The following is a 26,110-nucleotide window of genomic DNA, read 5'->3' as shown; positions in this document are numbered from 1 at the left end:
CCTTTTGAATGAATAGCTTCTCTGAATGGACAACAAACAGAGTCATCGTTATTTTTGAATAAAGTTGTCAATGATTAGATGCCTGTTAGGCAGGAAAAACACTCGGCGGAGAGTGCTTAGGCGCGATGTGTTTGTAAACGAACTTATCGCATTTTGAAAAATGATAAGTCGTCAGTGCATACTTTACTCGGCGCAGCCAATGGATGGTTGTCAGGTAAAGCCCAATCGCAACCAGAAGAAAGAATTGAACAGCTTGAAGAAGCGGACATTCAAACTGAAAGCCGTCGTGTAAGTTAAGATCTTGGATGAGCTTAGAAGAAGATTGAGCGTTAGCCTCAATCAACGTATTGATATCCACCCATTTGAAACCATCTGCGGTACACAGTAAAACCTTTTCACTTTGGACTTTGTTGAGCCAAGTTGTGCTGTGAACTTGTGTAGGATTAAGAGCGGCTGTGGACGCTAAATACAACTGAAACAACACCGCGATAATAACCGCAATAGCGTGCAAGCGATGGTGTTTGTGCTGTATTAGAGTGTTTTCCATACAATTGAGTGCTTATCTTCTTCGGCGCGGGATACTAACAAATTAACCAAACAATGTAATTATCAGTTTACTAAAAGGTGATGCAAGTGTGCATTATTTGTTTTGTTGCCTATTTTTAACGCTTTAATGTCTTGATTCGGCTGACATTCACAACCTCCAATTCAACTTGTCAGTCTTGCTTAGTCGCTTCTGAAGATACCGAATTAATCTCTCTTATATGTCACTGAAGCTTCGGTTAGTGGGTGTCGTGGTGGTGTTTTTACGTGCTAGATTTGGCTGATATCGATTCAAAATGCACACCGAATCTTCACTTGTTTTCCATTAACGGAATTATGACAGTAATTTAATAAAGGATACGGTATTCTGCGCTCCTTTGTACATGCCAGAAACGTCCGTCCTACTTAGTCGGAGGGGCGATTAATCTTAAGAAATTTCTCAAATGAAATACGAACAACAGATTGGATATCGATACCCTAAAGGTCGATTTGCCATGGTGAGTGTATATGCATTCACCGGTGCTGCGATTTTAGCATCGACTATTTTTTCTCTATTGCTATTTTTGTCTATCGACGAAAACCCGATGATGCAAACCTTATTTGGTGGTTTAGCGATCATTTTTGAAGCGGGTAAATTTTACGCTTGGTATGAATACGGTGAGCGCCGAGCCCATCGCAACTACACAGGAGCAGCAACCGCTCTCGTGTTTTATTTAGTTTTAGCTGCGATTTCCATTGGCGGTAGTATTGGTGGGATTAATAGTGCAACCAATAGTGCACAAAGTCATATTTCGGTAGAGCAGGCGAAAGTGGAAGCGTTTAATCGTCAGATTGCGGCAATCGATAAGCAGATTGAGCTCAACAATATGGCAGCGCAGAAATACATCGAGATGGAGCGTATCGCGACTGGTGTAACTCGCATTCAGGATCAAAACAAAACCTTACGTGAAGAGCAGCAACGCTTGGCTATGGAGCGTGATAGTTTACCGCCGGTGACGCAAGGCTCAGTGATTGGTTTGATTGATAGCCTAGCCAACGCATTTGGTACTACCTCTCAACAAGCTCAGCTTGGCTTGGTTGTATTTCTTTCGATTCTTTTGGACTTCTTTGCTGCATTTTTTGTTGGCTTGATTGGTGAAGAGCAACGGTTCCGATATTTCTATCGCAGAAATGAGGGCATGATATTGAAAACAGTTCGCGATATAGATCCAGCGCCTGCGGGTTATCTTCCTCATATAAAAGAGGAAGAAGAGCAAGAAATACCAGCTGCGCCGGAGCCAGAAGAACCAAAGGAACCGAAAACCTTGTTAGAGCAAGTTAGCGATGCACTTAAAACGCATCAAATTACGTGCACCAAAAAAGCCGTTGCTAAACAGTTTAGGCTGTCTGCGGAAGAGGTAGACAAGGTATTTGAAGAATTGGCAGAGCTCGGTTTAGTGGGGAAAAAAGCCAACCACCATTATCATTGGATAGGTGAAGCAGAGACTGCATAATTGGTTATCTATTAAAGTTCGGAAAGAGCGTCAATCGGCGCTCTTTTTTGTATTAGCTACCCATGAACTCGTTTCTATTTGTTAAATAAACTATGAGCAATTGGTCATACAAACTACAACTTCATTTGGATGTAAGTTGAGGCTAGATTTGAGATGTCCGAGACAGCTAGATATTCACGAGCAAGGTATATGTGTTTCAATACAGAAATAATTTTCTATTATGGTACAGCGAATAATTCCGACGTCTCAATGGAGGGTATGAACTATGTGCATTCAGACGTCCAAGAGCTCTAATTCCCCGAGTCAAAAGGTTCTCTTTCCTTCATTAAAGAAGTCATGATAGCGGTCTCGTGCTCGAGGGTGAACGTGAGAAGACATTCGAGTCGACCTTACTCGCCAGATCAGTTATTAATACACCAACAATAAAATAGGCACCAATTTGATGCCTTTGTTGATAGCTGTACAACCCGATACCACTAATCTCTTTCTGACTTAAAACGATACTGTTCCGACAAGCAGACCAGAAGGCCAACTAAAGCTGAGACTAAAACTACACACACTTGGTAGCTGGTTTTCTCTACATTAAGATCGTTCAAAATCTCGATAGTCGCAATCATAGGGAGCGTTACCGTGATCAACAAGCTTAATAAGCGAGAAACCCTAGATTTCTTTCCATGTCGCTTGGTATAGAAGTAATGCGCGTAATCCGAGTACATGATAAACAAGGAAACCAAAAGACCCAGTATCCAAAACATAGCTTACAAATCCTCTATTCTAAGCATATTACGTCGTAACAACTCTTTCTTTGCAGCTAGCGCATCTGCCTCGTTAAAGCCTTTGAGTACAGTAGTGAGAATAACAGCTACAAAAAATGCTCTCGCGCCAGCTTGTTGTGCAGTTAATGAGAGGCTGAGGTTTTTGAAAGTCTCTTCAGCGATGTGCACTGAAGCCATTTCTTTAATCAATGCAGCCCCTTGACCTTTTGATAGTGCGTATATAACAGCTGCCATAAAGCCGACCTCAAGTTTAATATCGATGGTGATAAACCATGTAGAAAGGAAATTTGCAACTGCCTTATGAGTATTAAAATACTGGCGCAGCTCACCATCTGACAGGCTCCAAGGGTTCCACATTGGCTTAGCAATACTTTGCGCTACCAGCATTTGAATCTTACCGAAAAATTTCGAACTCCCTAAAGCCTGTACCTGCTCAAGGACTTTTCTTTGGTCGAGTCTATTGAGCTGTCGATACAAAATGACACCTGTGATTATAGGCAAAACCTTTTCTCTGTTGTTTCTGATGAAGTTCAAATCGGCATCTAAGCCAGTCAGTACCGCCAATTGAACTACAGTTCGGTTTTTAGAGTCTGTTCACTATAACCTCTAACCATCGTTAAACCGATATAGTATGTGTACAATATAGGCAAGCAATCTGTATGCAATGCATTGCGCATTTAGTTAGACTCAAAGTCTCAAAGTTAGGAGAAACTATTACTAATTTTTGAACTTGTGTAGTAAAAACAGTGTGTGGTCAAATGCAGTTTTTGGAATATGAAAAAACCAAGATTAGACGTGTGCTTCAAACAACAGGTAAATAGCCACTTGATTCTAGGAACATGTTTTTACGCTCAAACATCTATGATGTAGGTGTTAATCTTTATTGAGCTTTTTGGTTACGTCTTTCACCGTTTTCTTCTCTTTTTCCGGTGTCATTGCATCAACAGCTTTACCCGCCATCCCTTCATCTGGCAATTTGTCTTTTCCTGCATCAACTGCGGTATCTTTCAGTGCCTCTTTAGGCGTACAGCGACCACCAACACCAACCACGGCTTTTGTCGCAGCGGCTTTAGCTGCCTTTTCTGCATCGCAGTCAGGATCCATAACGCTAGCTAAGCTCGTGGCTGAACCAAAAAACAAGACTAACAAAATGAGGTTGCGTTTTTTCATAGTTGTCACCAATTTTGTGGAACATAGGTAAAGTGTAACGGAGAGAAAAGGCTTTGGCTGAGAATTTGTTGGTTTGAGCTTGGGAAGCAAAGTAAGGTGAAAAGAAAAAGTGCCATCGAAGTGACACTTTTTCTTAAGCGTAGAAGGGATTAGTTGTCGTAAACGTCTAACTCCACTTCACGGGCAATATTTTGGTTGTTAATGATCACACCTTCGACTTCGACACGAGCACCATTTAGGTTAAGTTCTTCAATGCCTTGGAAGCGTGTTTGTGCATCAATCACAACGGTGGTGTTACTTAGTACTTGATCAGCATCATTCTCACAATGCTCAACTTCAAACACTCTTGAATCAGCATCGTAGTTTGATACATAGCCTTCACATTCAAACTCTTTACCCCGCCATTGGTTGTCATTGTCAAACTCCGACCGCTCAAATTCGATGACGGTAGCTGTGCGTTTGCCATTTTTCATCACAGAGGTCACTTCTACTTCTTGACCTTGTTCTAGATTAGCTTTGCTACCATCCTCAAATCGTGTTGCGTTATCAATGGAGAAGGCTCCTCGATAGTTTAGAGAGAACTCACTATAATCCTTGGCAACCCAAGTCACGATACCTTCCACATCGCTGTCATTTTTTAGATCGTCGTAGTCTTCAACTTGTACCTCATGTGCCATGAAGATACCGTTTTGCATTTCACCTTCGGCTTCAATCCATTGACCAATGCTAAGCTGGTTAACGTTGTTATATGCCACCGTTACTTTTCCACCTAACTTAAATGTTCCAGCATTTTCATCGATACTGGTAATACGGCCTTCCAGTTCGTAGTCGTTATCAAGTACTGGGTACTCGTTATCTACGTCGAGTTCGACCACAGACAACACTCGATAACCCGCATCAGCAGTTGGCAATGATGACACCATTACCCAGTCGTTGACTTCTATATCATCACTTAAATCGTCAAACTGCAGCTCTATGCCGTTTACCGTGAATGTTTTCTTCACATGATCAATCGCTGTGACACGTCCTGTAATGGTTGGTTCAAGTGTGACTCGGACGCCATTGTCCGAAGCTTGCCGAATATCTGACCCCACGCGAACCACCATTTTGGGTTTTACTTCGGCCAATTGCACTTGTGTGTCGTCATAAACCACCTCAGACACACGATACGTATGTCCATTGACGGTCAACGTGCTTTCTTCAGCGTTGACCGCTTCAACAGAGCCAATCGCTACACTTGGTTTCACTGTTGGTTGAGTTGGTGTGCTATCGCTATTGCTGCCACCACCTGAACCACCACAACCAGACAATGCCAAACCTACTACAGAAATAAGAGCGAGTTTTTTCATTGTATTAACCTCAATTTACGAGCGAGTTTAGGAAATTGCCTGTATCTTATTGGGCATATCGTGAAGAGATCGTGAAGAAATGTGATTTTATGAAAATTTTAATTGTAGATGACAACCATAACGTCTCGGAGACGATTGCAGACTATCTTGAGCTCGAAGGCATGATTATCGATTGTGCGTTTCATGGAGAGGCTGCGATTAAGTTAATCGAGGAAAATCATTACGATGTAATTATCCTGGATATCATGATGCCGAAGCTCGATGGCATCAGTACGGTACAGAAGCTTCGACAAGATAAGTTATGTGGAACGCCAATTCTCTTCCTAACGGCAAAAGATACGCTAGATGACAAAATCGCGGCTTTTAAAGCGGGGGGAGATGACTATTTAATGAAGCCATTTGCGATGGAAGAGCTCAGTTTGCGTGTTCATGCTTTGGCTAATCGTGGTCCAAGACAAGATATCGGAACGCTCAAATTTGCAGATATTTGTTTAGATGCGCGTACAGGAAAAGTAACGAGAAAAGACAAAGAAATTAAGCTGAGTCGAATTCAAACTAAAATTTTAAAATTGCTCCTCCAACGTGCTCCAGCAGCGGTCTCGCGCACAGAAGTGATCGATAGTGTGTGGGGAGACGAACCACCTGGAAGTGATGCACTTCGTAGCCATATTTATGGTTTAAGAACCGCACTAGACAAAGGTTTTGAAGAATCACGATTAGAGACTATTCATGGACAAGGTTACCGACTTAAAGCATAACGAATATCCAAGCATTTATCGCAAGATCCGTTGGGGTTTTGGGGTCATGACGTTTGTGATGTTTACTCTTTTTTGGTCGCTGATTTATGTGGCAGAAAACAAACTTGAAGTGCTGAGTTTACATCACTGGCTTGATACTGAAGCGGCGCTTTATAGTGAGAATTTCGAGAAACAGGGCTGGGATGCGCCATTGCCAAACGTATTGGAGTTCAACTCATATTGGAGTGAAGCTCCGACACCGGATTGGTTGCTCTCTTTTACTTCGCCCGGTTTTTACGAATATCTGCTTGGTGAAGAAGACAAACACTTTGTCGTATTGAAACACCCCTCAGGGAAGGGGCTTATGTACATTGTATTTCAAGATGACTCCGATGATTACCTCGACGAATACGAAAGCTCGCTGCATCAGTTTACGCTACTGCTCGGTGGCTTATTTTCATTTGTTATGGTCGGGTATGGCATTTATATGGTGCGAATATTGTCTCGACCACTAGCGCAAATCGAAGAAAAAATTAGCCAAATGTCACCGGATCAACCCGCTTTCCAAGTTGAAACTAAGTTCAGCGAAACACGCCAGATAGAGCAAACTTTGCTGGATAATAAAAACGATATCGCGGGCTATTTCAAACGAGAGCAAGAATTTAGCCGTTTTGCATCGCATGAGTTGAGAACGCCAATCATGGTGATTAAAGGCTCAACAGACATTCTGACGCGTATTCATGACCAACCTCGAGTTGCGCAAAAAGCCATCACGAGGATGCAGTCAGCTTGTGACGAGATGCGTGTACTGACAGAAGCGTTTCTCTTACTTGGTAAAGAGAAAATAGAGCCTCAGCATTACGGAGAGCATCAGCTTCTCACTTGTTTACAAAAACAGTTGGAAGAGCTAGCTCCTTTATTTGCCAAGCAAGATTCGAATTACGCTTTGCACGAACAACATAGTGGTGTAGTGAAGGCACCAGAGAGTTTTGTGGCCATTGTTATCAACAATCTGATTAAAAACGCCTTTAGCTATAGTGTGGGAGATATTGAAATTGAGTTGAAAGGTCATGCGCTTAAGATCCTAAATCGTCACGATGGCAACGAGACGTACAACGCTGGTTATGGTTGTGGGCTTGTTATCGTACAACGAATATGTGAACGGATGGGATGGGCGTTAGTACTGGACGATGATGGTGTTCGATTTAGTGCAAAAGTGGAGTTCTGCTCTTAGCTTTGCGCGTATTGATTCAAGTGAGAATTAACGCTCTGGATTTTTCTTGTCGTACGCATCTAACCCGTAGTCAAACAAGAAAAAACTGGAATTTGAATTAGACTGAAGTTAGTGAAGCGGAAACTCGAGGAACCGTTATGCTCTCTTATCAGGTCAGCCGAAGTATTGAAATTAATAAGAATCAAAGTGAAATTATTGGCTATCTCAAGAACTTCAATAACTGGCCCAGCTGGTCACCATGGATCATTCTTGAACCAAGCTGCGAGCTGACATTCAGTGATAATCAGGGCCACGTTGGAGCTGGTTATCAATGGAATGGTCAGCGTATTGGGACTGGCGCGATTGTACTGGAAAGTACTCAAGAGCATCGATTAGATATGGAGCTACATTTCTTTCGCCCAATCAAGAGCCATGGAAAGGTGACTCTGATCGTGACGCCGTCACAAAATGGCTGTTTAGTCGAATGGCAAATGCAATCTCGCGTCCCTTGGTATCTGTTCTTTCTGAAAAGTATGTTTAAGTCGATGATAGAGATGGATTATCAACGTGGGTTACGCATGCTCAAAAGTAAGCTTGAAACCGGAAGAGTGCATTCAGACTTAGTCGAAATAGGTAACCGAACGTTGCCTCAAATTCATTACATTGGGATCAAGGGTGTGGCTAGCTTGCAGGAATTAGGTTCGGTAATTGAGAAGCATGTTCAGCAACTAGAACAGTTAATTAGTGACGAAACCCTATCCGTGAATGGTGAATTGTTTTGTTATTACCAGTCGATGGATATGCAGAAAGGTACATTCGAGTTTATCACTTGCTTTCCTCTTCATAACTCAGTACCAGCGCCTCAAGGGGCGGTTACCGGTACCATTCCTGAGAGTGAAACATTTGTCGTTGAACACCGAGGTGAATATCAGTTTTTGGGAAATGCATGGGCTTTAGCGATGAACTTGGTTCGTCAGAGTGGTATGAAAGTCAAAACCAGTCCTTTAGGAATCGAACGCTATCTGAATAGCCCGAAGGAAACCACGGAAGAAGAGCTAAGAACGGAAATTATTTTGTTTAAGAAATGACAGGCGCAGGCGAGTAGGGTGTTTAGGTATCATACTGGTTATGCGAAATGTTATTAAAGAATAATAGCCTATCTGTTCCTACCCATAAAAATGCCTCAGCAATCGCTGAGGCATGGTTTTACAGGCCAACTTCTCTTGTTAGAGAATTATTGTGCACGGTATTTACCGCTGTTTAGTTCAATTTTAGACGCTTTTACCCGGCTGTCTGCGTTTAGGTAGTCGCTAATACTTAGCAGATCTTGATCTTGAGATGCTTTTAACACCGCTGATTCCCCCTCTGCGAAGATAACTTCTAATTTTAACTCTTTGGCGACTGCTTTCGCTTCGTTAGGATTGTTTACGGTGATATAAACCAGTCCAGTGGCTTTGGATACGTTACTAAACGCATTCTTAAACACCTCATCACCCGCTTGAAGTTTTACGTCTTCAGATAGGGTTCTAATAGTGCCAGTTTGCACTTTTCGATAATCTTGGCCATTAATCTCAACCGCTTCTGATGGCACAAACAGTTCTGGTGCAGGCTGTTGAGAGAGCTGTTGCTCAGCGTATACACTCGACGTCATGATAACGAGAGCCAGCATAGAAAATGATTTGTATTTCATGTTATTGACTCCTTAGTGTCCAAATATGCGCATCGACCAGTTCTTAATAACACCGGGCTGAGCGTTGTTTGCCATCGGAACGTCATAGATGGTGGAAGAGTTGAAATATGCAATGTAAGAATAGACTTCATCGCCGTTCGTATCTATTGCTCGCAACGTCCATTCGCCTTTTGCATCTTCGCCATAAAATTGGTTAGACAACATTAATTGATCTTTGTAGCCAGTAATCGATGAATCAAGAGATTGACCAACAAGACCATTGCGCGGTGTTTGCAAAACGGAACGAGTCCCTAATGGCGAAATGAGCTCGATAGCTAAGTCGGGCAGACGAGCGTGGTCCAGTGTCAATGTCACTTGAACGGATTCTACTGTCAGCTCATCGGCAATGGCGATACTTGAAGAACCACCAACTAGACTTGCATCGGGTACACTTACTTCTGTAGCGTTATTAACCCATGGCGTAATGACTTGAGTTGGCAAAACACGATTCGTCATGCGAGCACGTTGCATCGCTTCATCTAAATCTACAGCGCCGAAGCCATAAAAAGTATGGAAATCTACGCCTGCTGCGTTTTTTTGCCAAGGGGCAATTGCCTCGTAGCTAACCTGTTCACCTTTATGGTTAGTAAATTCAAGCTGTACGCCTGGATGCGCTTTATCCGTTACTTTTGCTGTCTCCGCTAGTAAAGCACGTACATCACGAGCAGAAAGTGCGTGGTTGGTTGACATGATTGCCGCGATGGCACCCGATGTGTTCGGCGCAGCCGATGAGGTTCCGTTCATCGTACTGGTATAGTTACAGTTCGGATCGAGCTCCGTTCCGCCGTGTAACCCATTAATGCCAAGGCCTTCACTGGTATTTTGCCCTTCTTCACAACCCATTAAATCAGTGGTGACCATAGCAGGGAAATCTTGCCCATATTCACCTGCTGGTGCTGCAACCCACACGTTCGAACCCACCGATGAGTAACTCGCTCGCGTACCATCCGCTCGTAGTGCACTAGTGACTAAATTGAAGTAATTGGCGTTATCATAAGACTGAGCAGAGTTGTGCATCGGTAAGCCTTGATTGTCCCCACCAGCAAAGAAGTTACTTGGCAATACGAAGAATCGCCCTGCATTGAAATAGCGGTAACCATTACCTGCTGACTTTACAAATACAGCACCTCGACCCCAGGCGTTACTGTTGCTGACGTTTTTCATCACGTCCATTTCAAGTTTTAGCTGAGGGTCGCTTTCATCAAAAGTAATCGGGTTTATAGGGCTGAAACCGTAACTTTGGTTAAATACGCGAACATCGCGTGTTGCTGGGTCCATGCCATGGGAGATTAACCAGCCTTCTAATGTCTGGTTGGCTAACCAGTTAAAACCGATGAGGGAAGAGTGATAAGCGACACCGCGTCCGCCTTCACCGTTTTTGCCGACGGCGCTAATCAAACCGGCTACAGCAGTGCCATGACCATTAGTATCAACCGGATAACTTGGTGGGAATGAAGAGTCTTCGACGAAGTTTCTGCTACCTGTAACTATATTACCTGCAAGGTCGGGGTGATCGATCTGCACTCCAGAATCAATGACGGCAACTTTCACACCAACACCTGCAATCCCCATTGCCTGAGTGAGCCTAGTGTTTAAGTCGTTCCCAGCAACAGCAGGATTAGCCGCAAACGCAGTTTGCCCCGTGTTGTCTAAGTGCCATTGTTCAGAATAGAGTGGATCAAACGCCGAGACGGCAGGTGCAATGCCTACTGCCAACATAGCAGCAAATAGGCGATTAATGCGTATTTCCATTTTTGACCTCATGTCTTTGTTTGGAATTTTTTAGTTCCTGTTTCATATTCCGCTAACAGGAACAAACAAAGCTAACGACAAAGAATAAGGACGAAAACCATTTACAACTTGTTTACATTAAAAGTTCGATGGACAACATAAGTCTTTGTTAATTTACTGAAACCATGAGGTTTTTATATGTCGCATCGAGCATGCATGAAAAGTGAAAAGCAGAAAATACGAGTGTACCGTCTGCTTCAAGAGGGGAGTTATTTAGTTGAAGCGGGTTGAATAGTTGCTATTGGTTTCTTAGGTTCGGCTTTTTCTTTAGGCAGCACGTTATCAATCCACTTTTTAATGTACAACTTATCGAATTCTTTATCACACCACTTTTTGTTTAATCCACGTCGATTGAACTCAGCACCAATCGCCACTTTGGTTTGGTTGGTTGCACGGTTGTAGTAGAGAGTTTCACATAGTTGAGTGTTACTCATTTGCTGGGCATATACATTGACACTGCTGCTGCGCATTCCCAGTTGAGATGCTTGCTGATTACTGCACGCCATAAGAAATAGAGGCGCAAAAGTAATAATGATTAGATTTTTTTTCATGTGTGCTTTTTTATGATGTAGGGTGAATGATGAACTGGTTTCTGCCAGCTTGCTTCGCATCATACAAAGCTTGGTCTGCCAAGAAAAACCACTGATCCCATTCTTGTTTAATTATTTGTGCCGACAGTTTGTCCACTGCTCCAAGGGAAATTGTCGCGCTTAATGGTTTAGAGTCAACCACCAATGGCGTGTTTTCAACAGTATATCTCAATCGCTCCAAAAACTTAGCGCAATCTTCAACTCGCTGTACTTCGAATAATAGGACAAACTCTTCTCCACCCCAACGAATGAGTAGGTCACCAGAGCGAGTGGATTCATTAAATAGCGTGGCAATATGAGTCAGCATTTTATCGCCAATATCGTGTCCATATTGATCATTAAAGGTTTTAAAATGATCAACATCTAAAACTGCTAAGGCAAATGTTCTATCTGGGCTTCTACGAGCCATTTTGTCCAACCAAATGTGAAGATAGCGACGGTTATGCAGTTGAGTTAATGGATCGGTAGTATTTTCTTGAGTGAGTGCTTTATTAATACGTCTAACGCGCAGTACGTAACGAAAACCAACGACTCCAATTGCCGCAATAGCGATAAAGTAGAACATTTCTCGATAGCGCTGTGAACGCAGTTCAGAGGCTTGTAGCGCATTTTTTGTTTCTAGCAATTTGAGTTCTTTCTGGGCTAACTTAGCTTCGAGGTCAAACTTAATGTTAATCATCTCTTCACCATGAATATGATGAGAAAACTCAGCCTCTAGCTCTCTTAATTGGGTTAAATAATGAAAAGCCGCTTCATAGTCATTAAGAATTTGATGAGCGTTTACCAGTACCGAAAGCATATCAATACGCTGACGCAGCTCTAATTCACTGGTTGATTTGGTTTGTTCTAGAACGTTAAGTGCTGTTGTAATAGCTTTATCGTATTGTTTGTTTGCGAGGTAAGCCTCTGCAAATGCCTCGTAACAAGACGTTTTTAGCATTTCTAGATTTTTTGGAATGGGCAGGTCTACGCAACGCTGTGCGACCATTAATGCATCATCAATTTTTCCTACCGAGCTCAACATTTGTGAAAAGCTGGATAAAGAGTGGTGCTTGACTGTGTCCGACCCTGTTTGCATTGAAAGTCGAATGGCTTCATTGAAATAATATTCCGCTTCTTTGTTATCTCCGAGGCTCGAGTGAACGATGCTAAGGTTTGCGTAGATAACCCCCATAAAAAAGCTATTATCGTATTGATATTCGCTCTCTAGGTAAGTGTCGAGAGCTTGCGTTAGGTAACTGTTGGCTCGAGCCCAATCTGATGCGTCGATGTAGACCGTCCCAATGTTGTTCAGTGTCATCGCGACTTGTATTTCAAATACTGTTTTTTCTAATAACTCATAGGCATTGCGATAATATTTTAGGCCACTGCGTAGTTGATTTCGAGATACTTCTAGATTGCCTAACCAGCGGTAAGCACGGCCTTCTAATGCTAGATAACCAAGATCACGGGCTGTAGAAACAACGTCATGGAGTAACAATTCTGCGTTCCAGTTATCGTCTTGCTCAATCATTGTTACTGCCTTATTGAGCTGTGCTTCAGCGACGACCCATTCCAAATGGTGCTTTTTACCGAATTCGATTAAATCGGGCATATCTTTCGGTAATGGAACGCCTTCGTAACGCTTAAGGTACTTTCGTGCAAAGTAATACAGAGCAAGAGACTCCGCTGATGCATGCTGTGGCGTATTTAACTCATCTTTTTGAATTGATCGCGGCTTACCCATCGAGCGAAAGTAGAGTTTTAACATGGGCTTGCTTTCTGCTGAAATGTGTTCTTCCAGATAAGCTTGCTTTTCGGTACTCGCCAGCACGTTGGTCGGATGCAAGAAAAGTCCAAGTGCAGTACAAAGTGCGCAAGCCAGTTTTTTAATTGAGAAGTGCATGAGCGTATTAATAAAATGTGATCTCTTAACCGAATACCAGTTAAGTCTACCATTTCTTGTTGGTTAAGTGCGGATGGATTCCCAGTGGCAAAGTGCTTTGGGAGTGAGAGACGAGAAGGATCTCTATAATATTATGATTTATAAAAACAAAATCTATTGAAAACTTATGTAATGATTGGAAGATGGCATAGGTAGGGTAACGATGGAAGGTAAGTGAGCATATTCGGTGGACTCAATCTAATGATTTAAGCCGCGGATTCATCGCTCGAAATCAGAGTGAAGTGTAAAAAATTACGTTTCTGTCATAAATATTTAATGTTTGTATGGGTTGTTAAAAAACTGGATATTAGACATAGTGTTATTAAGCCAATAAAAAATGGCTTTTATAATAAATAGGAGATTAACTATGCATAATGAAATGATTCAACCTTCGCACTTCGGCATTATCGGCCGTACCTGCATCGCTTCAGTACTTATGATTGCGGGTGTTTTCGCTCTTATTTAAGAGTCAAGGGTAACGATGATTACCTTTTAAAGAGTAAGAAAATTCAGGGAATCACCTTAACCTTGTGTAAGGTATTCCCCTGAAAATCCAAGCTAGTCTTTAGTTATTAGCTGAAGAAGCTAAAAATCAATGCACTTACCGCCACAATGCCTGCTGCTAGAACAAAGTAAGTAGAGACATTTCCTCGATATTGTTTCATCGCCTCGATTTTATACACCGCTAACATTGGCATAATAAATAAGATCATTGCAATAACAGGCCCTGACAATGCTTCCATCATACCAAGAATACTTGGGTTCATGATCGCCGCCGCCCAGATTGAGAAGAACAGTGCTGCCACGCTGATACGATCAACACGCTTCTCAGATAGGTTAAAATGCTTGTTAATTAAACCATTTAAGCTTTCACGCGCACCTAAAAAATGCCCAAGGAAAGATGAAGTGATAGCAACAAACGCTACTAAAGGACCAAGTGTTGCAATAAATGGATTATCGGTTGCGTTCGCTAAGTAAGACAATACGGATACGTTTTGTTCTTTTGCTTGAGCCAATTGTTCAGGTGACAGTGTTAGCACACAGGAAAATACAAAAATAAGAACAAAGGCAATCAGCATGATGCTAGTGCGACGAAGAATAACTTCGGATTTAGCATCTGCCTGCTTACCGTAATGGCGACGTTGTACATTTGCAAAGCTTGAAATTGCAGCTGCGTGACTAAACGAAAAAATCACTACAGGAACTGCTAACCACATAGTGCTAGCAAAAGCTGACGTTTCTGGCACATCCATGACAGGCATGGTCCAGTTCGGTATTAAGTAAAATGATAGAAAGGCAAGAATGGCAACAAGTGGAAACACCATAATGGCAAAGGCCCGTAGCATTACTTTTTCACCCGCCATCATAATAGCAATTAGTGCAAACACTAGTACGCCAGAAAGCAAAGGTCTAGGTAAAGAAGCCATATCAGCCTGATTTACCATGAAGCTATCTACTGTGTTTGTTATTCCAACCCCATATATCAACAGGATCGGGAAGATCGAAAGAAAATACAGCAGTGAAATAGAACGGCCTGCTTTTGCGCCGAAGTGCTCTTCCACTACATCAGTGAAGTCTGCGTTTTTGATCTTAGAAGATAGTACAAAACGAGCTAAGCCACGGTGCGCAAGATAGGTCATTGGAAAAGCAAGTACTGCCATCGCGACTAAAGGCCAAAAACCACCAATCCCAAGGTTAATTGGCAGAAACAGGATGCCTGCGCCAACGGCCGTTCCAAATAGGCTAAGAACCCAATGTGTATCATGTTTTGACCAAGCTGTGGTTGTGTTTATTTCACTAGGATTTAAGGCATTTCGAGATTCTTTCACTTTAAAACTCGCTTTTATAAAAATAATAATGCTGAAAATGGTAAAGGTTTTAGTGTTTATTATCACATGCGAAGCTTGGTGAATAATGCTGTGGATTTGGGGTGGTTGTAAATTATCCAACTATGAATTTTTCAATAAACCAGAATAAAGTTCTTAATTTTAATGTATTTAATGGTTGTATGTGTTGAAATTTTAATATTGTGTGGTTTTTGATTTTGCGGTTAAAACTTAATCACGGATGTATGTTCTAAGTGAGTTAGGCCTAATTTTCAGGAAGAATATTACATTTCTTAAGCACTTAATTGAGATGTTTGTGTCCCGTCATTTAGATGAGATTTAGGTATACTGCTGCCATTCATGTTAAAGAAGGAGTCATTGAATGGACATTTTGTCTGCGCAAAAAGAGGACTTATTTGCCATATATAAGCTCGAAAATACTTTATTTGGAGAACACGCCTATCCTCAATTTTTCTTTCGGCAAGCTTTTGATTGTTGGGGAGAGAGTTTACTGGTAGCAAAAGAGGGAGAGCAGGTCGCAGGGTATATATTGCTAACGACTAGCACAAATGCACATCAATATTGGATCATGTCATTGGCCGTCGATATTCAACATAGAGGTAAAGGTATTGCGCGTTCCCTCCTAGAAAACGTTATTGCGTCGTTGACGTTAGGCTCAAGCGTGAAATTGACTGTCGATCCTAAGAACCAACCTGCATTGTCTTTATACCTCTCCCTTGGCTTTAAAACGTTAGAAGAAGAAGCGCATTATTTTGGTGACGAAGAATCCAGGTTAGTCATGGAATTAGTAAAGTAATACTGCACGATAATGACCGAAATTTGCACACAATCAGTGCGTAGCATTACGTTGCTATAATTGGTTTTAAGCTAACCCGTTGTATAGTAAAGGTTTTTAATCTTGGCACCTCACTTGCTTTACATAAATGTTCATCGATAACTCGATGCGCCGCTCTCAATAGCAGGCGAGAGCGGTATAGGGTATTACTTTTTGAAAATGTACTAACAGCGTTAAAGGCATTGCTGCCTCTCTCGATTCGGGAGAGGCTTTTTTTTGCTAGTAAGTTGGGCTGAATCGCACTGGAGGTGTTATGTCGCAAGGATGCAAAAAAACCACTTGTCCCTATTGTGGTGTTGGATGTGGTGTCGAGGTCAATGCGAAAGGAATCGTTGGGGATGCGTGCCATCCTGCAAATGCGGGGTCACTGTGCGTAAAGGGTGTCGCGTTGGCAGAGAGTTTGAATATGCCTTCGCGCTTGTTGTATCCAAAGCTTGTTACCAAGCAGCGACCTCAAGGGCAAGAAGTACAATGGCAACAAGCCACGGATCTAATTGCAGAAAAGATTCATCAAGCGAAAGCGGAGTTTGGACCTGATTCCGTCGCTATGTATGTTTCTGGTCAGTTGTTGACGGAAGACTATTACGTCGCCAACAAACTCATGAAAGGCTATGTTGGCAGCGCAAACATCGATACTAACTCCCGTTTGTGTATGTCTTCGGCGGTTGCGGCTCATGTACGAGCATTTGGTGAAGATGTCGTTCCCGTCAATTACGACGATATTGATAAGACTGAGCTATTGATAATTTGCGGTGCTAATACCGCTTGGACGCATCCTGTTTTATTCCGACGTATTCAACAAGCGAGAGAAAACAATCCTAACCTCAAGCTGGTGGTCATTGACCCGCGTGAAACGGTCACCGCGCAGCAAGCGGATTTGCATCTACCGACTAAAAACGATGGTGATGTGTCACTCTTCAATGGGCTGCTCAAGTTTCTTATCGAGCAGCAATACATTGATTCTCAATACATAAACTCCTATACCGACGGGTTTGATGCACTTACAGAAGAGGTTTCTGACTTGCGTTACGATGTCACTAATTTGACGTCTTCCATTGGGATTTCAGAAGAAAAACTCACGACATTCTTCCAATGGTTTGCGCAAAGCCCAACCGCAATCACGTTGTTTTGCCAAGGGGTTAACCAAGCCGAAAATGGTGTCGATAAAGGCAATGCCATTATTAATGCACACTTGGCGACAGGTAAAATTGCCAAGTCAGGTTGCGGGCCATTTTCTATTACAGGTCAGCCGAATGCGATGGGGGGCCGAGAAGTGGGTGGTTTGGCAAACCAATTAGCGGTTCATCGTGCTTTTGACGCAGAGTCTATCAAGCAAGTACAGGCGTTTTGGGATTCACCAGAGATTGCCACTCAGCCCGGTTTAAAAGCCGTTGAGCTGTTTGAGGCGGTAGAGCGTGGTGAGATTAAAGTTCTGTGGATCATGGCAACCAATCCGGTTGTCTCTTTGCCAGATAACCAATTGGTAAAACGTGCACTAGAGATTTGTCCGTTTGTGATTGTTTCCGATATCACAGCGGATTCGGATGTCGCGCATTACGCAGACCTGTTGCTACCCGCTGCTGGCTGGGGGGAGAAACAAGGCATGGTGACCAACTCTGAGCGTCGGCTTTCAAGGCAGCGTCAGTTTCAAATGCCTCCGGGTGAAGCAAAATCAGATTGGTGGGCGATAAGCCAAGTTGGACAAGCTCTGTGTGCATTGGAAAAGACACAAAATGGCTTTGCGTTTACTTCTGAGCGGGCGGTATTCAGAGAATATGCCGCGATGACAGGCATGAATGCAGATTCGCCATTGAAGCTCGACCTGTCTCAACACGCCAACTTAACCGAGCAAGAATACGAAGAGTGGGTGCCGACACAATGGGGAGGAGAGCGTCCTTTTGCTGATGGAATCTATTCGCACCAAGATGGAAAAGCGCGTTTTGTCGTGACCAGTGAATCTCCAACACGTTTAGAGAGAACAAAAGGCTGGTGGCTCAATACGGGTAGGCAACGCGACCAATGGCATACCATGACGCGCACAGGGCATATCGCACACCTTGCCGCCTCTGAGTTAGAACCAACCGTGTACATGAATACACTCTCTGCCACTCAAAATCGCTTAAAAGCAGGACAACTCACCAAGCTGTTTCAGCCTACTTCAAACACCGGTATATATGCCAAAGTTGCCATTGATGAAGGTTTGGGTTTTCAGGAGCTGTTTATGTCAATGCACTGGGCGGGGCGATATGGCGGCGAAAGCAGTGTTAACGCGATAGTAAACAGCGCAAAAGACCCTATTTCTGGGCAGCCTGCGTTTAAGTCATCTTATGTTGAAGTGCAAGATACGGCGGTAAAAAACTACGGTATGTTCATCGGTACACAGTTTGATTCCGGTAAATTTCTCTACAGCGCATTTCAAGCAGAAAGCCATTTGGGTATTTGGCGCTTTGCACATGATAAGCGACCAAAGAAGCAGAGTTTTTGTCGAACGGAAAAGAGCCGCAGAATTACGATAGATATTGCCCAAGGTTGGCTCGCGGTGGATTACGACCTTGTTGGAGACGTTCGTATCATTCGCTCTGTTTTGGTGGTGTCTAGTGAACCGATTCAAACCGACTACACCAACTTTACCGGCTTGATTGGCAAACCGATGGCGCTATCGCAACTGCTTACCATCACTCAATCGCAAAGCAGCGTCAAACTGGTTTGTAGTTGTTTCCGTGTTACTGATAAACAAATACATGACGCGATGGAGAAACAAGACTGCACGTCACTGACTCAACTTCAAAACAAACTCAAATGCGGCACTAACTGTGGCTCGTGCGTTTCTCAAATCAAACAAATGGTCGACAGCCATCAGCATCAAAAGGGCAAACTGCAAGCGAACCAACAAAGTTTGGCTATTCAAATAAAGTAAGTCATAAAGAGGATAAGCACATGGAAGCGCCTTATCAAAAGTCTTGGTTTAAGAAAGGACAAGTGAGTCAGAAACAAGAACGCTCGTCTCGCTTTTCTAAGCATGATCAAGCAAGCAAACTGAACCAACTTTTAGAAGACCATTCACTAGACCTGGATGCGAACCACAAAGGTTTTGTCTCGATTGTCGGAGCAGGGCCGCACGATCCAGACTTGTTAACCGTGAAGGCTGTGAAAGCGATTATGTCGGCAGAGGTTCTGCTGTACGACCGTTTGGTTAACAAAGATATTTTGGAGTTGGCTTCGCCACAAGCCGATTGGATTTACGTGGGCAAACGATGCGGACAACCTAGTATAGGTCAGGAAGAAATCTGTGATTTGATGGTGTCGCTCGCTCAGCAAGGAAAGCGAGTTGTGCGCTTAAAAGGGGGAGATCCTTTCGTATTTGGCCGTGGAGGCGAAGAAGCATTAGTGCTCGTCAAACACTCAATCGCTTACGAAGTCATCCCCGGAATTACTGCTGCGATTGGATGTGCAGCAAACAGCTTGATTCCGCTGACTCATCGTGGCGTAGCTCGCAGCGTTACCTTTGTGACGGGGCAAGTGGTAACAGGTGCATTTGAGGCGTGGAGCCAACTGATGCAAAGCGGACAAACGTTAGTCTTCTATATGGGGTTAGAAAAGTCATCGCAAATACAAACGGGTTTAATAGGCTCTGGTTTGAGAGAAGATTTCCCTGTCGCGATCATTACTCATGGTTGCAGCCCTCAACAACAAGTTCATGTTACCCAACTCAATCAGCTCAATGATTTATCAATTACACTTAAAGGCGTGAGCCCAGCATTGATTGTGATGGGAGAAGTTGTCAAACTGCGCGAACAACTAATAGAAACCGTACAGTCAGTGACGGAATACGAGGGAATATGAGCAGCATTTTGGAATGTATTAGAACAGTCGGTCGTGGCGAACGTGGTAGAAAACCACTAAACTTTGACCAAGCGTTTCGAGTTATGGATGAATACCTAAACGGCGAGTGCGATGATGATCAGATGGCGATGTTATTGATGCTGATCCGCGTACAGAACGAGACTCAACAAGAAATCGCTGGCTTTGTGAAAGCATTCCAATCCCGCATGCCAGCTATTGGTGCAGATATTGATTGGCCATGTTATGCGGGCAAACGTGAAGCGGCAGGTCAGCCTTGGCATCTGTTGGCAGCGAAGATCCTTGCCGATAATGGCCACAAAGTGCTGATGCACGGCTATCATGACCGTCAATCTGGTCGTTTGCATGCCGAAGGTTACCTCGACAAATTTGCTATCAAGAAAGCGGAATCAGCAGAAGACGCAAAGCGTGTCTTAGAAACACAAAACATTGTGTATCTACCGCTAAGTTCGTTTGCACCCCAAGCAGAAACCATGATCGGTTGGAAGAATCGTTATGGGCTTAGAACGCCGATTAATACCGTGGTTCGTGCATTGAATCCGGGGCAGGCGACGGTTGGTATTCGTGGTAGCTTCCATCCTGGATTCCAACAACTTCATGCTGAAGTCGAATACGAGATTGGTCAAACCGCTCATGCCGTTGTGTCATTCAAAGGACAGTCGGGTGAGTCAGAATACAACCCGAAAGTAAGTCAAACCGTATGGTTAAGCCAAACAAGCGGCGTGACATCGCACTACTGGACGGAGCAAATGCTGTCTGAGGTGCCAATGCCTGCGAATTGCCCATTTGGGACGTCAGAAGACGACATGAATCAAATGGCGAATACGGTTCTTGCCACCATGACAGTGGTGCTATTTGCACAAATGCACGACAGAGAAAAAGCATTCGAACGTGCCTTCTCTTACTGGCAAGCCTATTGTGGCCAACAATAACGCACTATTGTCAATTAATGTAAAACCAACGACGCAAAGTTGTTGAATCTGAATCCATTATCTATTGTTTGAAGAAGGTAAAAGATCCTAGCTCGCCAATGATGTGTTTCACCACCTTGCTCCGTATCAAAGTGGTGAAACCGCAGTTTTAGCCTCAATCGCGTTCGTTTTTAGCTTCGCGTTTGAGAATGAGAAAATCCCATATGGTAAGACACAGAGGACATGGATAATGGTTCTAAAGCATACCACTCCTAGTGAAAAGGCTTCTCATCCGATCCCGCAAGAAGCCTTCGATTGGTACGACGAATACGCCCACGGAAAAATCTCGCGCCGTGAGTTTCTTAACAGGCTGGGTGGCCTTGCGGTGCTTGGCTTTAGCATGACAGCACTGGTCGATGCGTTAACCCCGAATTACGCACTCGCAGAACAAGTTTCATTTAACGATCCTGACATCAAAGCAACTTACGAAACCTTTCCATCTCCAAATGGGCATGGAGAAGGGCGTGGTTATTTGGTGATGCCACAGAAGAAGACCTTAAAATCGCCGACCGTGTTGGTGATTCATGAAAATCGAGGTCTGAACCCTTATATCAAAGATGTCGCAAGACGACTTGCAAAAGATGGCTTTATTGCTTTCGCTCCAGACGCGCTTTATCCACTCGGCGGCTATCCGGGGAACGACGATGAAGGTCGCGCGATGCAGAAAGAGATGGACAGAGCCAAGATCGAACAAGACTTTATTGCAGCCGCTAACTTCCTCAAACAATACGAGGGTGGCAACGGTAAATTGGGCGCGGTTGGATTCTGCTTCGGTGGATACATTGTCAATATGCTTGCAGCGGTAATGCCTGAAGAGCTCGATGCAGGTGTGCCTTTTTATGGAACACCAGCGGCGCAAGAGATCCAAAAGCAAGTCAAAGGACCGTTGATGATTCACTTTGCAGGGCTCGATAAGCGTGTTAACGACACATGGCCTGCTTATGAGCAGCAATTGATCGCAACCGACGCACAGTATCAAGCGTTAATGTATGAGAACGTCAACCACGGCTTCCATAACGACTCAACAGCACGCTACGCACCGGAAGAAGCAGCACTCGCTTGGGAACGTACACTCGGCTTCTTCAAAGAACATCTCGCCTCTAGTTAAAGCGCGTCTACTTTAGTTGGCACATTCCTTGTTATGTCTCTCTTAGTGAGTGAGATATAAACAAGGAATGTGCATGACTCAATCAACGTCAAAAACACCCATCATAGTATGCTGCGATAGCCTCCAAGAGCAGGCTCGATTGTCCGGCTTATTGAGCAAAGATTACGACAACATCATGGGTTGCCAATTGGCACAACTAGAAACGTTAATGCAACGAGAACCGTCAGCAAGCGTTGTGGTTGGATGGCAGCAACCAACCGCGGAACTGCGTTTGATCGTCGATTTCTGCCGCAGAAAATCGGCACCACTTCTTATCGTCTTAAAGCAATTATCATCCAATGATATCAATCGGTTATCAGAAAAAATGGACTATGTTCTCATGCCACATGATAGTGAGTTTGCACTTCAACCTTGGATTGAACATGCGACATTAGTGAGAGCGAAATTCGAAAGTATGCAATCGGAAATTGAATCGCTGACCCACAAGATTGAAGAGCGCAAGCTGGTGGAAAAAGCCAAAGGTCTGCTGATGAAGATGCACAGCGTTGATGAAGATCAGGCTTATAAAGCGCTTAGAAATTCGGCCATGCAATCGAGCCAAACGCTCGCACAAGTTGCCAAGAATTTGATAACTACTTTGGAGGTGCTTGATTAGTCGTTCTACCACTTTGGGGTTATAGTGCGTTTTCTAACGTGGTGCGTGTTGCACTATCAGCAAGCAATAACAGGGAATAACAAACGGCAAGATATACTAATTTATTGTATTTACTTTGAAAAATAAGTTGGCACAGTAATTGGATTAGTAGAATTGGGTTTATTGTTGAATCGCTTATCTCAATTATCAACGGCGGTAATTGTAGACTTAGCAACGGCGCTACTGCTCTTCGGAGTAGTGGCGCTTTTTTTATGGGAGCAAACCAATGAAATGGAGTTCGATGCTGAAAGTGTCAGCAATTTCGTTATCGGTATTCACCACGGTCAGCGTAAAGGCAGAGTTGGGTGAACCAGAAATTGAAGACCTGAAGTTTGGTTTTATTAAGTTAACCGATATGGCACCGCTGGCGGTTGCTTATGAGAAAGGCTTTTTTGAAGACGAAGGCTTGTACGTCACTTTAGAAGCGCAAGCAAACTGGAAGGTGCTTTTAGACCGAGTCATCGATGGTGAGCTTGCGGGCGCGCACATGCTTGCTGGTCAGCCATTGGGCGCGACGATTGGTGTTGGCACAAAAGCAGAAGTGATTACCGCGTTCAGTATGGATTTGAACGGCAACGCAATCACGGTTTCCAATGATACTTGGGAGCAGATGAAGCAATACATTCCAAAGCAACCAGATGGCAAGCCAGTTCACCCAATCAAAGCGGATGCACTGAAGCCTGTGGTCGACAGCTATCTGGATAAAGGCAAACCGTTCAACATGGGGATGGTGTTCCCTGTATCGACGCACAACTATGAGTTGCGATACTGGTTAGCGGCAGGGGGGATTCATCCAGGCTTTTACGCACCAGACTCAGGCGATAACAGTGGCCAGCTGGATGCTGATGTTCTTTTGAGTGTTACACCGCCACCACAAATGCCAGCCACAATGGAAGCGGGCACGATCAAAGGGTACTGCGTAGGCGAACCATGGAACCAACAAGCTGTATTCAAAGGCATTGGTACGCCAGTCGTGACCGACTACGAGATCTGGAAGAACAACCCAGAGAAAGTATTTGGTGTTTCCAAAGCTTGGGCTGAGAAATATCCAAACACACACATTCGCGTAGTGAAAGCCTTGATTCGAGCGGCACATTGGTTGGATGAAAACGACAATGCCAACCGCCAAGAAGCAGTGAAGATGCTATCAAAAAGCGAGTACGTCGGAGCCGATGCCGAAGTTATCGCCAACTCAATGACCGGCACATTTGAATACGAGAAAGGCGACAAACGAGACGTGCCAGACTTCAACGTGTTCTTCCGTCATAACGCCACGTATCCGTATTACAGCGATGCGATTTGGTACCTGACTCAAATGCGCCGTTGGGGACAAATCTCAAGCGAGAAATCCGATGATTGGTACATGGATGTGGCGAAAGAGGTTTACCGTCCAGATATCTACCAACAAGCAGCTCAAGCGCTAATTGAAGATGGTGTGTTGAGCAAAAAAGACTTCCCAGATTTTAGTGCTGAAGATGGTTTCCGTGTGCCACAAACACACTTTATCGACAACATCGTTTATGACGGTCGCGAGCCAAATAAATATCTAGAGAAGTTCTCTATCGGGCTTAAAGGAAAAGACAAGGTTTAACCATAACGATAAACGCCACAGGCGAGGGAATTCGCTTGTGGCAACAAGGATGTAAATTTCTTAGGAGTGAGTATGTCTAGTAATGTCATTTCCCTGTTTCCTGCTAAGCAGGTAGTGAACCGAAGTCGGCTGGTGCTTTTGCCCGTCATTGGCTTGCTGATCTTTTTGGCAATGTGGCACTTAGCAACGAGAGAAGTGCAAACTTCATTAGGTACGCTACCGGGACCTGTGCAAACTTTTCAGCAGTTCAGCAACCTTGTCGATGACCATTGGCAAGAGCGAGAAAAGGAACAAGCGTTTATCGAACGTCAGGAAAAACGTAATGCTGCGAAGTTAGCCAAGAACCCGGACGCGGAAGTGAAGATTCGTCCCTACACAGGTAAACCGACGTTCTTCGACCAAATTATAACAAGCTTAGTGACCGTAACTGCGGGCTTTTTGCTGGCGACGGTTATCGCGATTCCGCTTGGCATCGTGCTTGGTCTTAATCAAGGGCTGTATCAAGCGTTCAACCCAATCATTCAATTGCTCAAGCCCGTATCACCTTTAGCTTGGCTACCCATCGTTACCATGGTTGTAAGTGCCACTTATGTGAGTGATGACCCGATGTTTGCTAAGTCGTTCATTAACTCTCTGATCACAGTAGCGCTATGTAGCTTATGGCCGACGCTGATTAATACCGCTGTGGGTGTAACGAGCGTTGATAAAGACTTAATCAACGTGAGCAAAGTGCTCCAACTTTCGTGGTGGCAGCACATCCGCACCATCGTATTACCTTCTGCCATTCCAATGATCTTCACCGGTTTACGTCTCTCTTTAGGTATCGCTTGGATGGTGTTGATTGCGGCAGAGATGCTCGCGCAAAACCCAGGGTTAGGCAAATTTGTTTGGGATGAGTTCCAAAACGGCAGCTCGGCATCATTGGGTCGTATTATGGTTGCAGTCATCACAATCGGCTTTATTGGATTGATGCTCGATAGAGGCATGTTGCAACTTCAAAAGTGGCTGTCTTGGAATAAACAACAAGCGTTGAGATAAGGGAAAAGATCATGGAAAAAGCATTATTAGATCTAACGCGTTTAGGGATGCGATTCCCAACGCCAGATGGCGAGTTCATCGCGCTTAAGAACGTCGATTTACAAATCAATAAAGGTGAGTTTGTATCCCTAATTGGCCACTCTGGCTGCGGTAAATCAACGGTATTGAACTTAGTTGCGGGTCTACACATGCCAACAGACGGCGGCGTGATCGTCGATGGGCGAGAGGTGGCAGGGCCGGGACCAGACCGCGCAGTGGTGTTCCAAAACCATTCATTGTTGCCTTGGCTCACCGTATATCAAAACGTTGAGCTCGCAGTAAAACAAATTGCCGGCAAAAAGGGCAAAGCGTGGATTCAGGAGCAAGTGAATCACTATTTGGAGTTGATTCAAATGCAGCATGCCGCGCACAAAAAGCCGGATGAAATCTCGGGCGGTATGAAGCAGCGAGTCGGCATCGCGAGAGCACTGGCACTTCAACCAAAGGTTTTGCTGATGGATGAACCATTTGGCGCGTTGGATGCGTTGACACGTGCACACCTACAGGATGCACTGATGAAGATTCAAGCCGAGCTAAACAACACTGTCATCATGATTACCCACGACGTGGATGAAGCGGTGCTGCTATCTGACAAAATCGTGATGATGACTAACGGACCGGCAGCAACCATTGGTGAAGTGTTAGAAGTGAATCTACCTCGCCCTCGTGAGCGTGTCGCACTGGCAGATGATGCGCAGTATCAGAAGTGTCGACAAGCGGTGCTGAAGTTCCTTTACGAGAAGCAATCCAAAGTCGAGATTCCTGCTTCGAAAGAAGACAAACCCAAAACCGCAGCGCAAACGGCATAAGG

At 44.0% G+C, this 26,110-nt stretch carries 23 protein-coding genes; 13 read left to right on the top strand and 10 right to left on the bottom strand.

What is annotated here, in order from left to right:
• Positions 1-85 precede the first annotated feature (85 nt).
• Entirely contained in the window at positions 86-547 is a 462-nt protein-coding gene (locus R7044_RS15210) for a hypothetical protein (RefSeq protein ID WP_005375842.1), read from the bottom strand.
• A 439-nt stretch (positions 548-986) separates the two neighbouring features.
• On the opposite strand from R7044_RS15210, the gene R7044_RS15205 reads away from it, so the two are divergent.
• Positions 987-2,036 (top strand): hypothetical protein, encoded by a 1,050-nt coding sequence (locus R7044_RS15205; RefSeq protein WP_017634220.1) that lies wholly within the window; start codon positions 987-989, stop codon positions 2,034-2,036.
• 476 nt (positions 2,037-2,512) lie between these two features.
• On the opposite strand, the gene R7044_RS15200 is transcribed toward R7044_RS15205, so the two are convergent.
• From R7044_RS15200 to R7044_RS15185, 4 genes are all read right to left on the bottom strand, one after another.
• A complete protein-coding gene (locus R7044_RS15200) occupies positions 2,513-2,791 on the bottom strand; it encodes a hypothetical protein (RefSeq protein ID WP_033906986.1) in 279 nt (92 codons plus the stop codon).
• A 3-nt stretch (positions 2,792-2,794) separates the two neighbouring features.
• Positions 2,795-3,376 carry a hypothetical protein gene (locus tag R7044_RS15195; RefSeq protein WP_225455663.1) on the bottom strand — a complete coding sequence of 194 codons (582 nt, stop codon included), beginning with the start codon at positions 3,374-3,376 and terminating at the stop codon, positions 2,795-2,797.
• A 309-nt stretch (positions 3,377-3,685) separates the two neighbouring features.
• Complete coding sequence (locus tag R7044_RS15190) at positions 3,686-3,982, bottom strand: hypothetical protein (protein ID WP_033906987.1); 297 nt, start codon at positions 3,980-3,982, stop codon at positions 3,686-3,688.
• Positions 3,983-4,131: 149 nt separating this feature from the next.
• Positions 4,132-5,331, bottom strand: coding sequence for a DUF5666 domain-containing protein (locus R7044_RS15185; RefSeq protein ID WP_033906988.1), 1,200 nt, complete (start codon positions 5,329-5,331; stop codon positions 4,132-4,134).
• A gap of 89 nt (positions 5,332-5,420) precedes the next feature.
• Here R7044_RS15185 and R7044_RS15180 point away from each other — a divergent pair, with 89 nt between their 5' ends.
• The 3 genes from R7044_RS15180 to R7044_RS15170 all read left to right on the top strand — a co-directional run bounded on the left by R7044_RS15180 (position 5,421) and on the right by R7044_RS15170 (position 8,369).
• On the top strand, positions 5,421-6,089 hold the full coding sequence (locus R7044_RS15180) for a response regulator transcription factor (RefSeq protein WP_225455662.1): 669 nt from the start codon (positions 5,421-5,423) through the stop codon (positions 6,087-6,089).
• Positions 6,061-7,302 carry a sensor histidine kinase gene (locus R7044_RS15175; protein ID WP_033906989.1) on the top strand — a complete coding sequence of 414 codons (1,242 nt, stop codon included), beginning with the start codon at positions 6,061-6,063 and terminating at the stop codon, positions 7,300-7,302. The genes R7044_RS15180 and R7044_RS15175 overlap by 29 nt, the downstream gene beginning before the upstream one ends.
• A 137-nt stretch (positions 7,303-7,439) precedes the next feature.
• On the top strand, positions 7,440-8,369 hold the full coding sequence (locus R7044_RS15170; RefSeq protein WP_017820241.1) for an SRPBCC family protein: 930 nt from the start codon (positions 7,440-7,442) through the stop codon (positions 8,367-8,369).
• Positions 8,370-8,515: 146 nt separating this feature from the next.
• On the opposite strand, the gene R7044_RS15165 is transcribed toward R7044_RS15170, so the two are convergent.
• From R7044_RS15165 to R7044_RS15145, 5 genes are all read right to left on the bottom strand, one after another.
• Entirely contained in the window at positions 8,516-8,971 is a 456-nt protein-coding gene (locus R7044_RS15165; RefSeq protein ID WP_005375850.1) for a hypothetical protein, read from the bottom strand.
• Positions 8,972-8,983: 12 nt separating this feature from the next.
• Positions 8,984-10,762 carry a S8 family peptidase gene (locus R7044_RS15160; protein ID WP_205391146.1) on the bottom strand — a complete coding sequence of 593 codons (1,779 nt, stop codon included), beginning with the start codon at positions 10,760-10,762 and terminating at the stop codon, positions 8,984-8,986.
• Between the two features lie 248 nt (positions 10,763-11,010).
• Complete coding sequence (locus tag R7044_RS15155) at positions 11,011-11,352, bottom strand: hypothetical protein (RefSeq protein WP_025767691.1); 342 nt, start codon at positions 11,350-11,352, stop codon at positions 11,011-11,013.
• A 10-nt stretch (positions 11,353-11,362) separates the two neighbouring features.
• Positions 11,363-13,276 (bottom strand): tetratricopeptide repeat-containing diguanylate cyclase, encoded by a 1,914-nt coding sequence (locus R7044_RS15150; protein ID WP_225455661.1) that lies wholly within the window; start codon positions 13,274-13,276, stop codon positions 11,363-11,365.
• 611 nt (positions 13,277-13,887) lie between these two features.
• Positions 13,888-15,144, bottom strand: a complete 1,257-nt coding sequence (locus tag R7044_RS15145) for an aromatic amino acid transport family protein (RefSeq protein ID WP_205391148.1) — start codon at positions 15,142-15,144, stop codon at positions 13,888-13,890.
• A 379-nt stretch (positions 15,145-15,523) separates the two neighbouring features.
• Between R7044_RS15145 and R7044_RS15140 the strand changes: the two genes are divergently transcribed.
• From R7044_RS15140 to R7044_RS15100, 9 genes are all read left to right on the top strand, one after another.
• On the top strand, positions 15,524-15,958 hold the full coding sequence (locus R7044_RS15140; protein WP_017634213.1) for a GNAT family N-acetyltransferase: 435 nt from the start codon (positions 15,524-15,526) through the stop codon (positions 15,956-15,958).
• A gap of 292 nt (positions 15,959-16,250) precedes the next feature.
• Positions 16,251-18,914, top strand: a complete 2,664-nt coding sequence (locus tag R7044_RS15135; protein WP_225455660.1) for a nitrate reductase — start codon at positions 16,251-16,253, stop codon at positions 18,912-18,914.
• A 20-nt stretch (positions 18,915-18,934) separates the two neighbouring features.
• Positions 18,935-19,840: a uroporphyrinogen-III C-methyltransferase gene (cobA, locus tag R7044_RS15130; RefSeq protein ID WP_064376513.1), complete on the top strand. Its 906-nt coding sequence runs from the start codon at positions 18,935-18,937 to the stop codon at positions 19,838-19,840.
• The gene (locus R7044_RS15125; protein WP_064376514.1) at positions 19,837-20,790 is read left to right on the top strand and encodes a glycosyl transferase family protein; all 954 of its coding nucleotides are present in this window, start codon (positions 19,837-19,839) and stop codon (positions 20,788-20,790) included. The genes cobA and R7044_RS15125 overlap by 4 nt, the downstream gene beginning before the upstream one ends.
• A 229-nt stretch (positions 20,791-21,019) precedes the next feature.
• On the top strand, positions 21,020-21,937 hold the full coding sequence (locus R7044_RS15120; protein ID WP_009704599.1) for a dienelactone hydrolase family protein: 918 nt from the start codon (positions 21,020-21,022) through the stop codon (positions 21,935-21,937).
• 73 nt (positions 21,938-22,010) lie between these two features.
• Positions 22,011-22,592, top strand: a complete 582-nt coding sequence (locus R7044_RS15115) for an ANTAR domain-containing response regulator (protein WP_054576756.1) — start codon at positions 22,011-22,013, stop codon at positions 22,590-22,592.
• 265 nt (positions 22,593-22,857) lie between these two features.
• Entirely contained in the window at positions 22,858-24,222 is a 1,365-nt protein-coding gene (locus R7044_RS15110; RefSeq protein ID WP_158155223.1) for a CmpA/NrtA family ABC transporter substrate-binding protein, read from the top strand.
• A gap of 72 nt (positions 24,223-24,294) precedes the next feature.
• Positions 24,295-25,260: an ABC transporter permease gene (locus R7044_RS15105; protein ID WP_225455659.1), complete on the top strand. Its 966-nt coding sequence runs from the start codon at positions 24,295-24,297 to the stop codon at positions 25,258-25,260.
• Between the two features lie 11 nt (positions 25,261-25,271).
• Positions 25,272-26,108 (top strand): ABC transporter ATP-binding protein, encoded by an 837-nt coding sequence (locus R7044_RS15100; RefSeq protein ID WP_005450080.1) that lies wholly within the window; start codon positions 25,272-25,274, stop codon positions 26,106-26,108.
• Positions 26,109-26,110: the final 2 nt, after the last annotated feature.

The sequence above is a fragment of the Vibrio sp. 1402 genome, from assembly GCF_033340275.1.
This window is presented reverse-complemented; position numbering and strand designations above follow the sequence as displayed.

Coding starts and splice junctions, on each gene's coding strand:
- R7044_RS15210 (WP_005375842.1), bottom strand. CDS start 547: ATGGAAAACACTCTAATACAGCACAAACACCATCGCTTGCACGCTATT.
- R7044_RS15205 (WP_017634220.1), top strand. CDS start 987: ATGAAATACGAACAACAGATTGGATATCGATACCCTAAAGGTCGATTT.
- R7044_RS15200 (WP_033906986.1), bottom strand. CDS start 2,791: ATGTTTTGGATACTGGGTCTTTTGGTTTCCTTGTTTATCATGTACTCG.
- R7044_RS15190 (WP_033906987.1), bottom strand. CDS start 3,982: ATGAAAAAACGCAACCTCATTTTGTTAGTCTTGTTTTTTGGTTCAGCC.
- R7044_RS15185 (WP_033906988.1), bottom strand. CDS start 5,331: ATGAAAAAACTCGCTCTTATTTCTGTAGTAGGTTTGGCATTGTCTGGT.
- R7044_RS15180 (WP_225455662.1), top strand. CDS start 5,421: ATGAAAATTTTAATTGTAGATGACAACCATAACGTCTCGGAGACGATT.
- R7044_RS15175 (WP_033906989.1), top strand. CDS start 6,061: ATGGACAAGGTTACCGACTTAAAGCATAACGAATATCCAAGCATTTAT.
- R7044_RS15170 (WP_017820241.1), top strand. CDS start 7,440: ATGCTCTCTTATCAGGTCAGCCGAAGTATTGAAATTAATAAGAATCAA.
- R7044_RS15165 (WP_005375850.1), bottom strand. CDS start 8,971: ATGAAATACAAATCATTTTCTATGCTGGCTCTCGTTATCATGACGTCG.
- R7044_RS15160 (WP_205391146.1), bottom strand. CDS start 10,762: ATGGAAATACGCATTAATCGCCTATTTGCTGCTATGTTGGCAGTAGGC.
- R7044_RS15155 (WP_025767691.1), bottom strand. CDS start 11,352: ATGAAAAAAAATCTAATCATTATTACTTTTGCGCCTCTATTTCTTATG.
- R7044_RS15150 (WP_225455661.1), bottom strand. CDS start 13,276: ATGCACTTCTCAATTAAAAAACTGGCTTGCGCACTTTGTACTGCACTT.
- R7044_RS15140 (WP_017634213.1), top strand. CDS start 15,524: ATGGACATTTTGTCTGCGCAAAAAGAGGACTTATTTGCCATATATAAG.
- R7044_RS15135 (WP_225455660.1), top strand. CDS start 16,251: ATGTCGCAAGGATGCAAAAAAACCACTTGTCCCTATTGTGGTGTTGGA.
- cobA (WP_064376513.1), top strand. CDS start 18,935: ATGGAAGCGCCTTATCAAAAGTCTTGGTTTAAGAAAGGACAAGTGAGT.
- R7044_RS15125 (WP_064376514.1), top strand. CDS start 19,837: ATGAGCAGCATTTTGGAATGTATTAGAACAGTCGGTCGTGGCGAACGT.
- R7044_RS15120 (WP_009704599.1), top strand. CDS start 21,020: ATGGTTCTAAAGCATACCACTCCTAGTGAAAAGGCTTCTCATCCGATC.
- R7044_RS15115 (WP_054576756.1), top strand. CDS start 22,011: ATGACTCAATCAACGTCAAAAACACCCATCATAGTATGCTGCGATAGC.
- R7044_RS15110 (WP_158155223.1), top strand. CDS start 22,858: ATGAAATGGAGTTCGATGCTGAAAGTGTCAGCAATTTCGTTATCGGTA.
- R7044_RS15105 (WP_225455659.1), top strand. CDS start 24,295: ATGTCTAGTAATGTCATTTCCCTGTTTCCTGCTAAGCAGGTAGTGAAC.
- R7044_RS15100 (WP_005450080.1), top strand. CDS start 25,272: ATGGAAAAAGCATTATTAGATCTAACGCGTTTAGGGATGCGATTCCCA.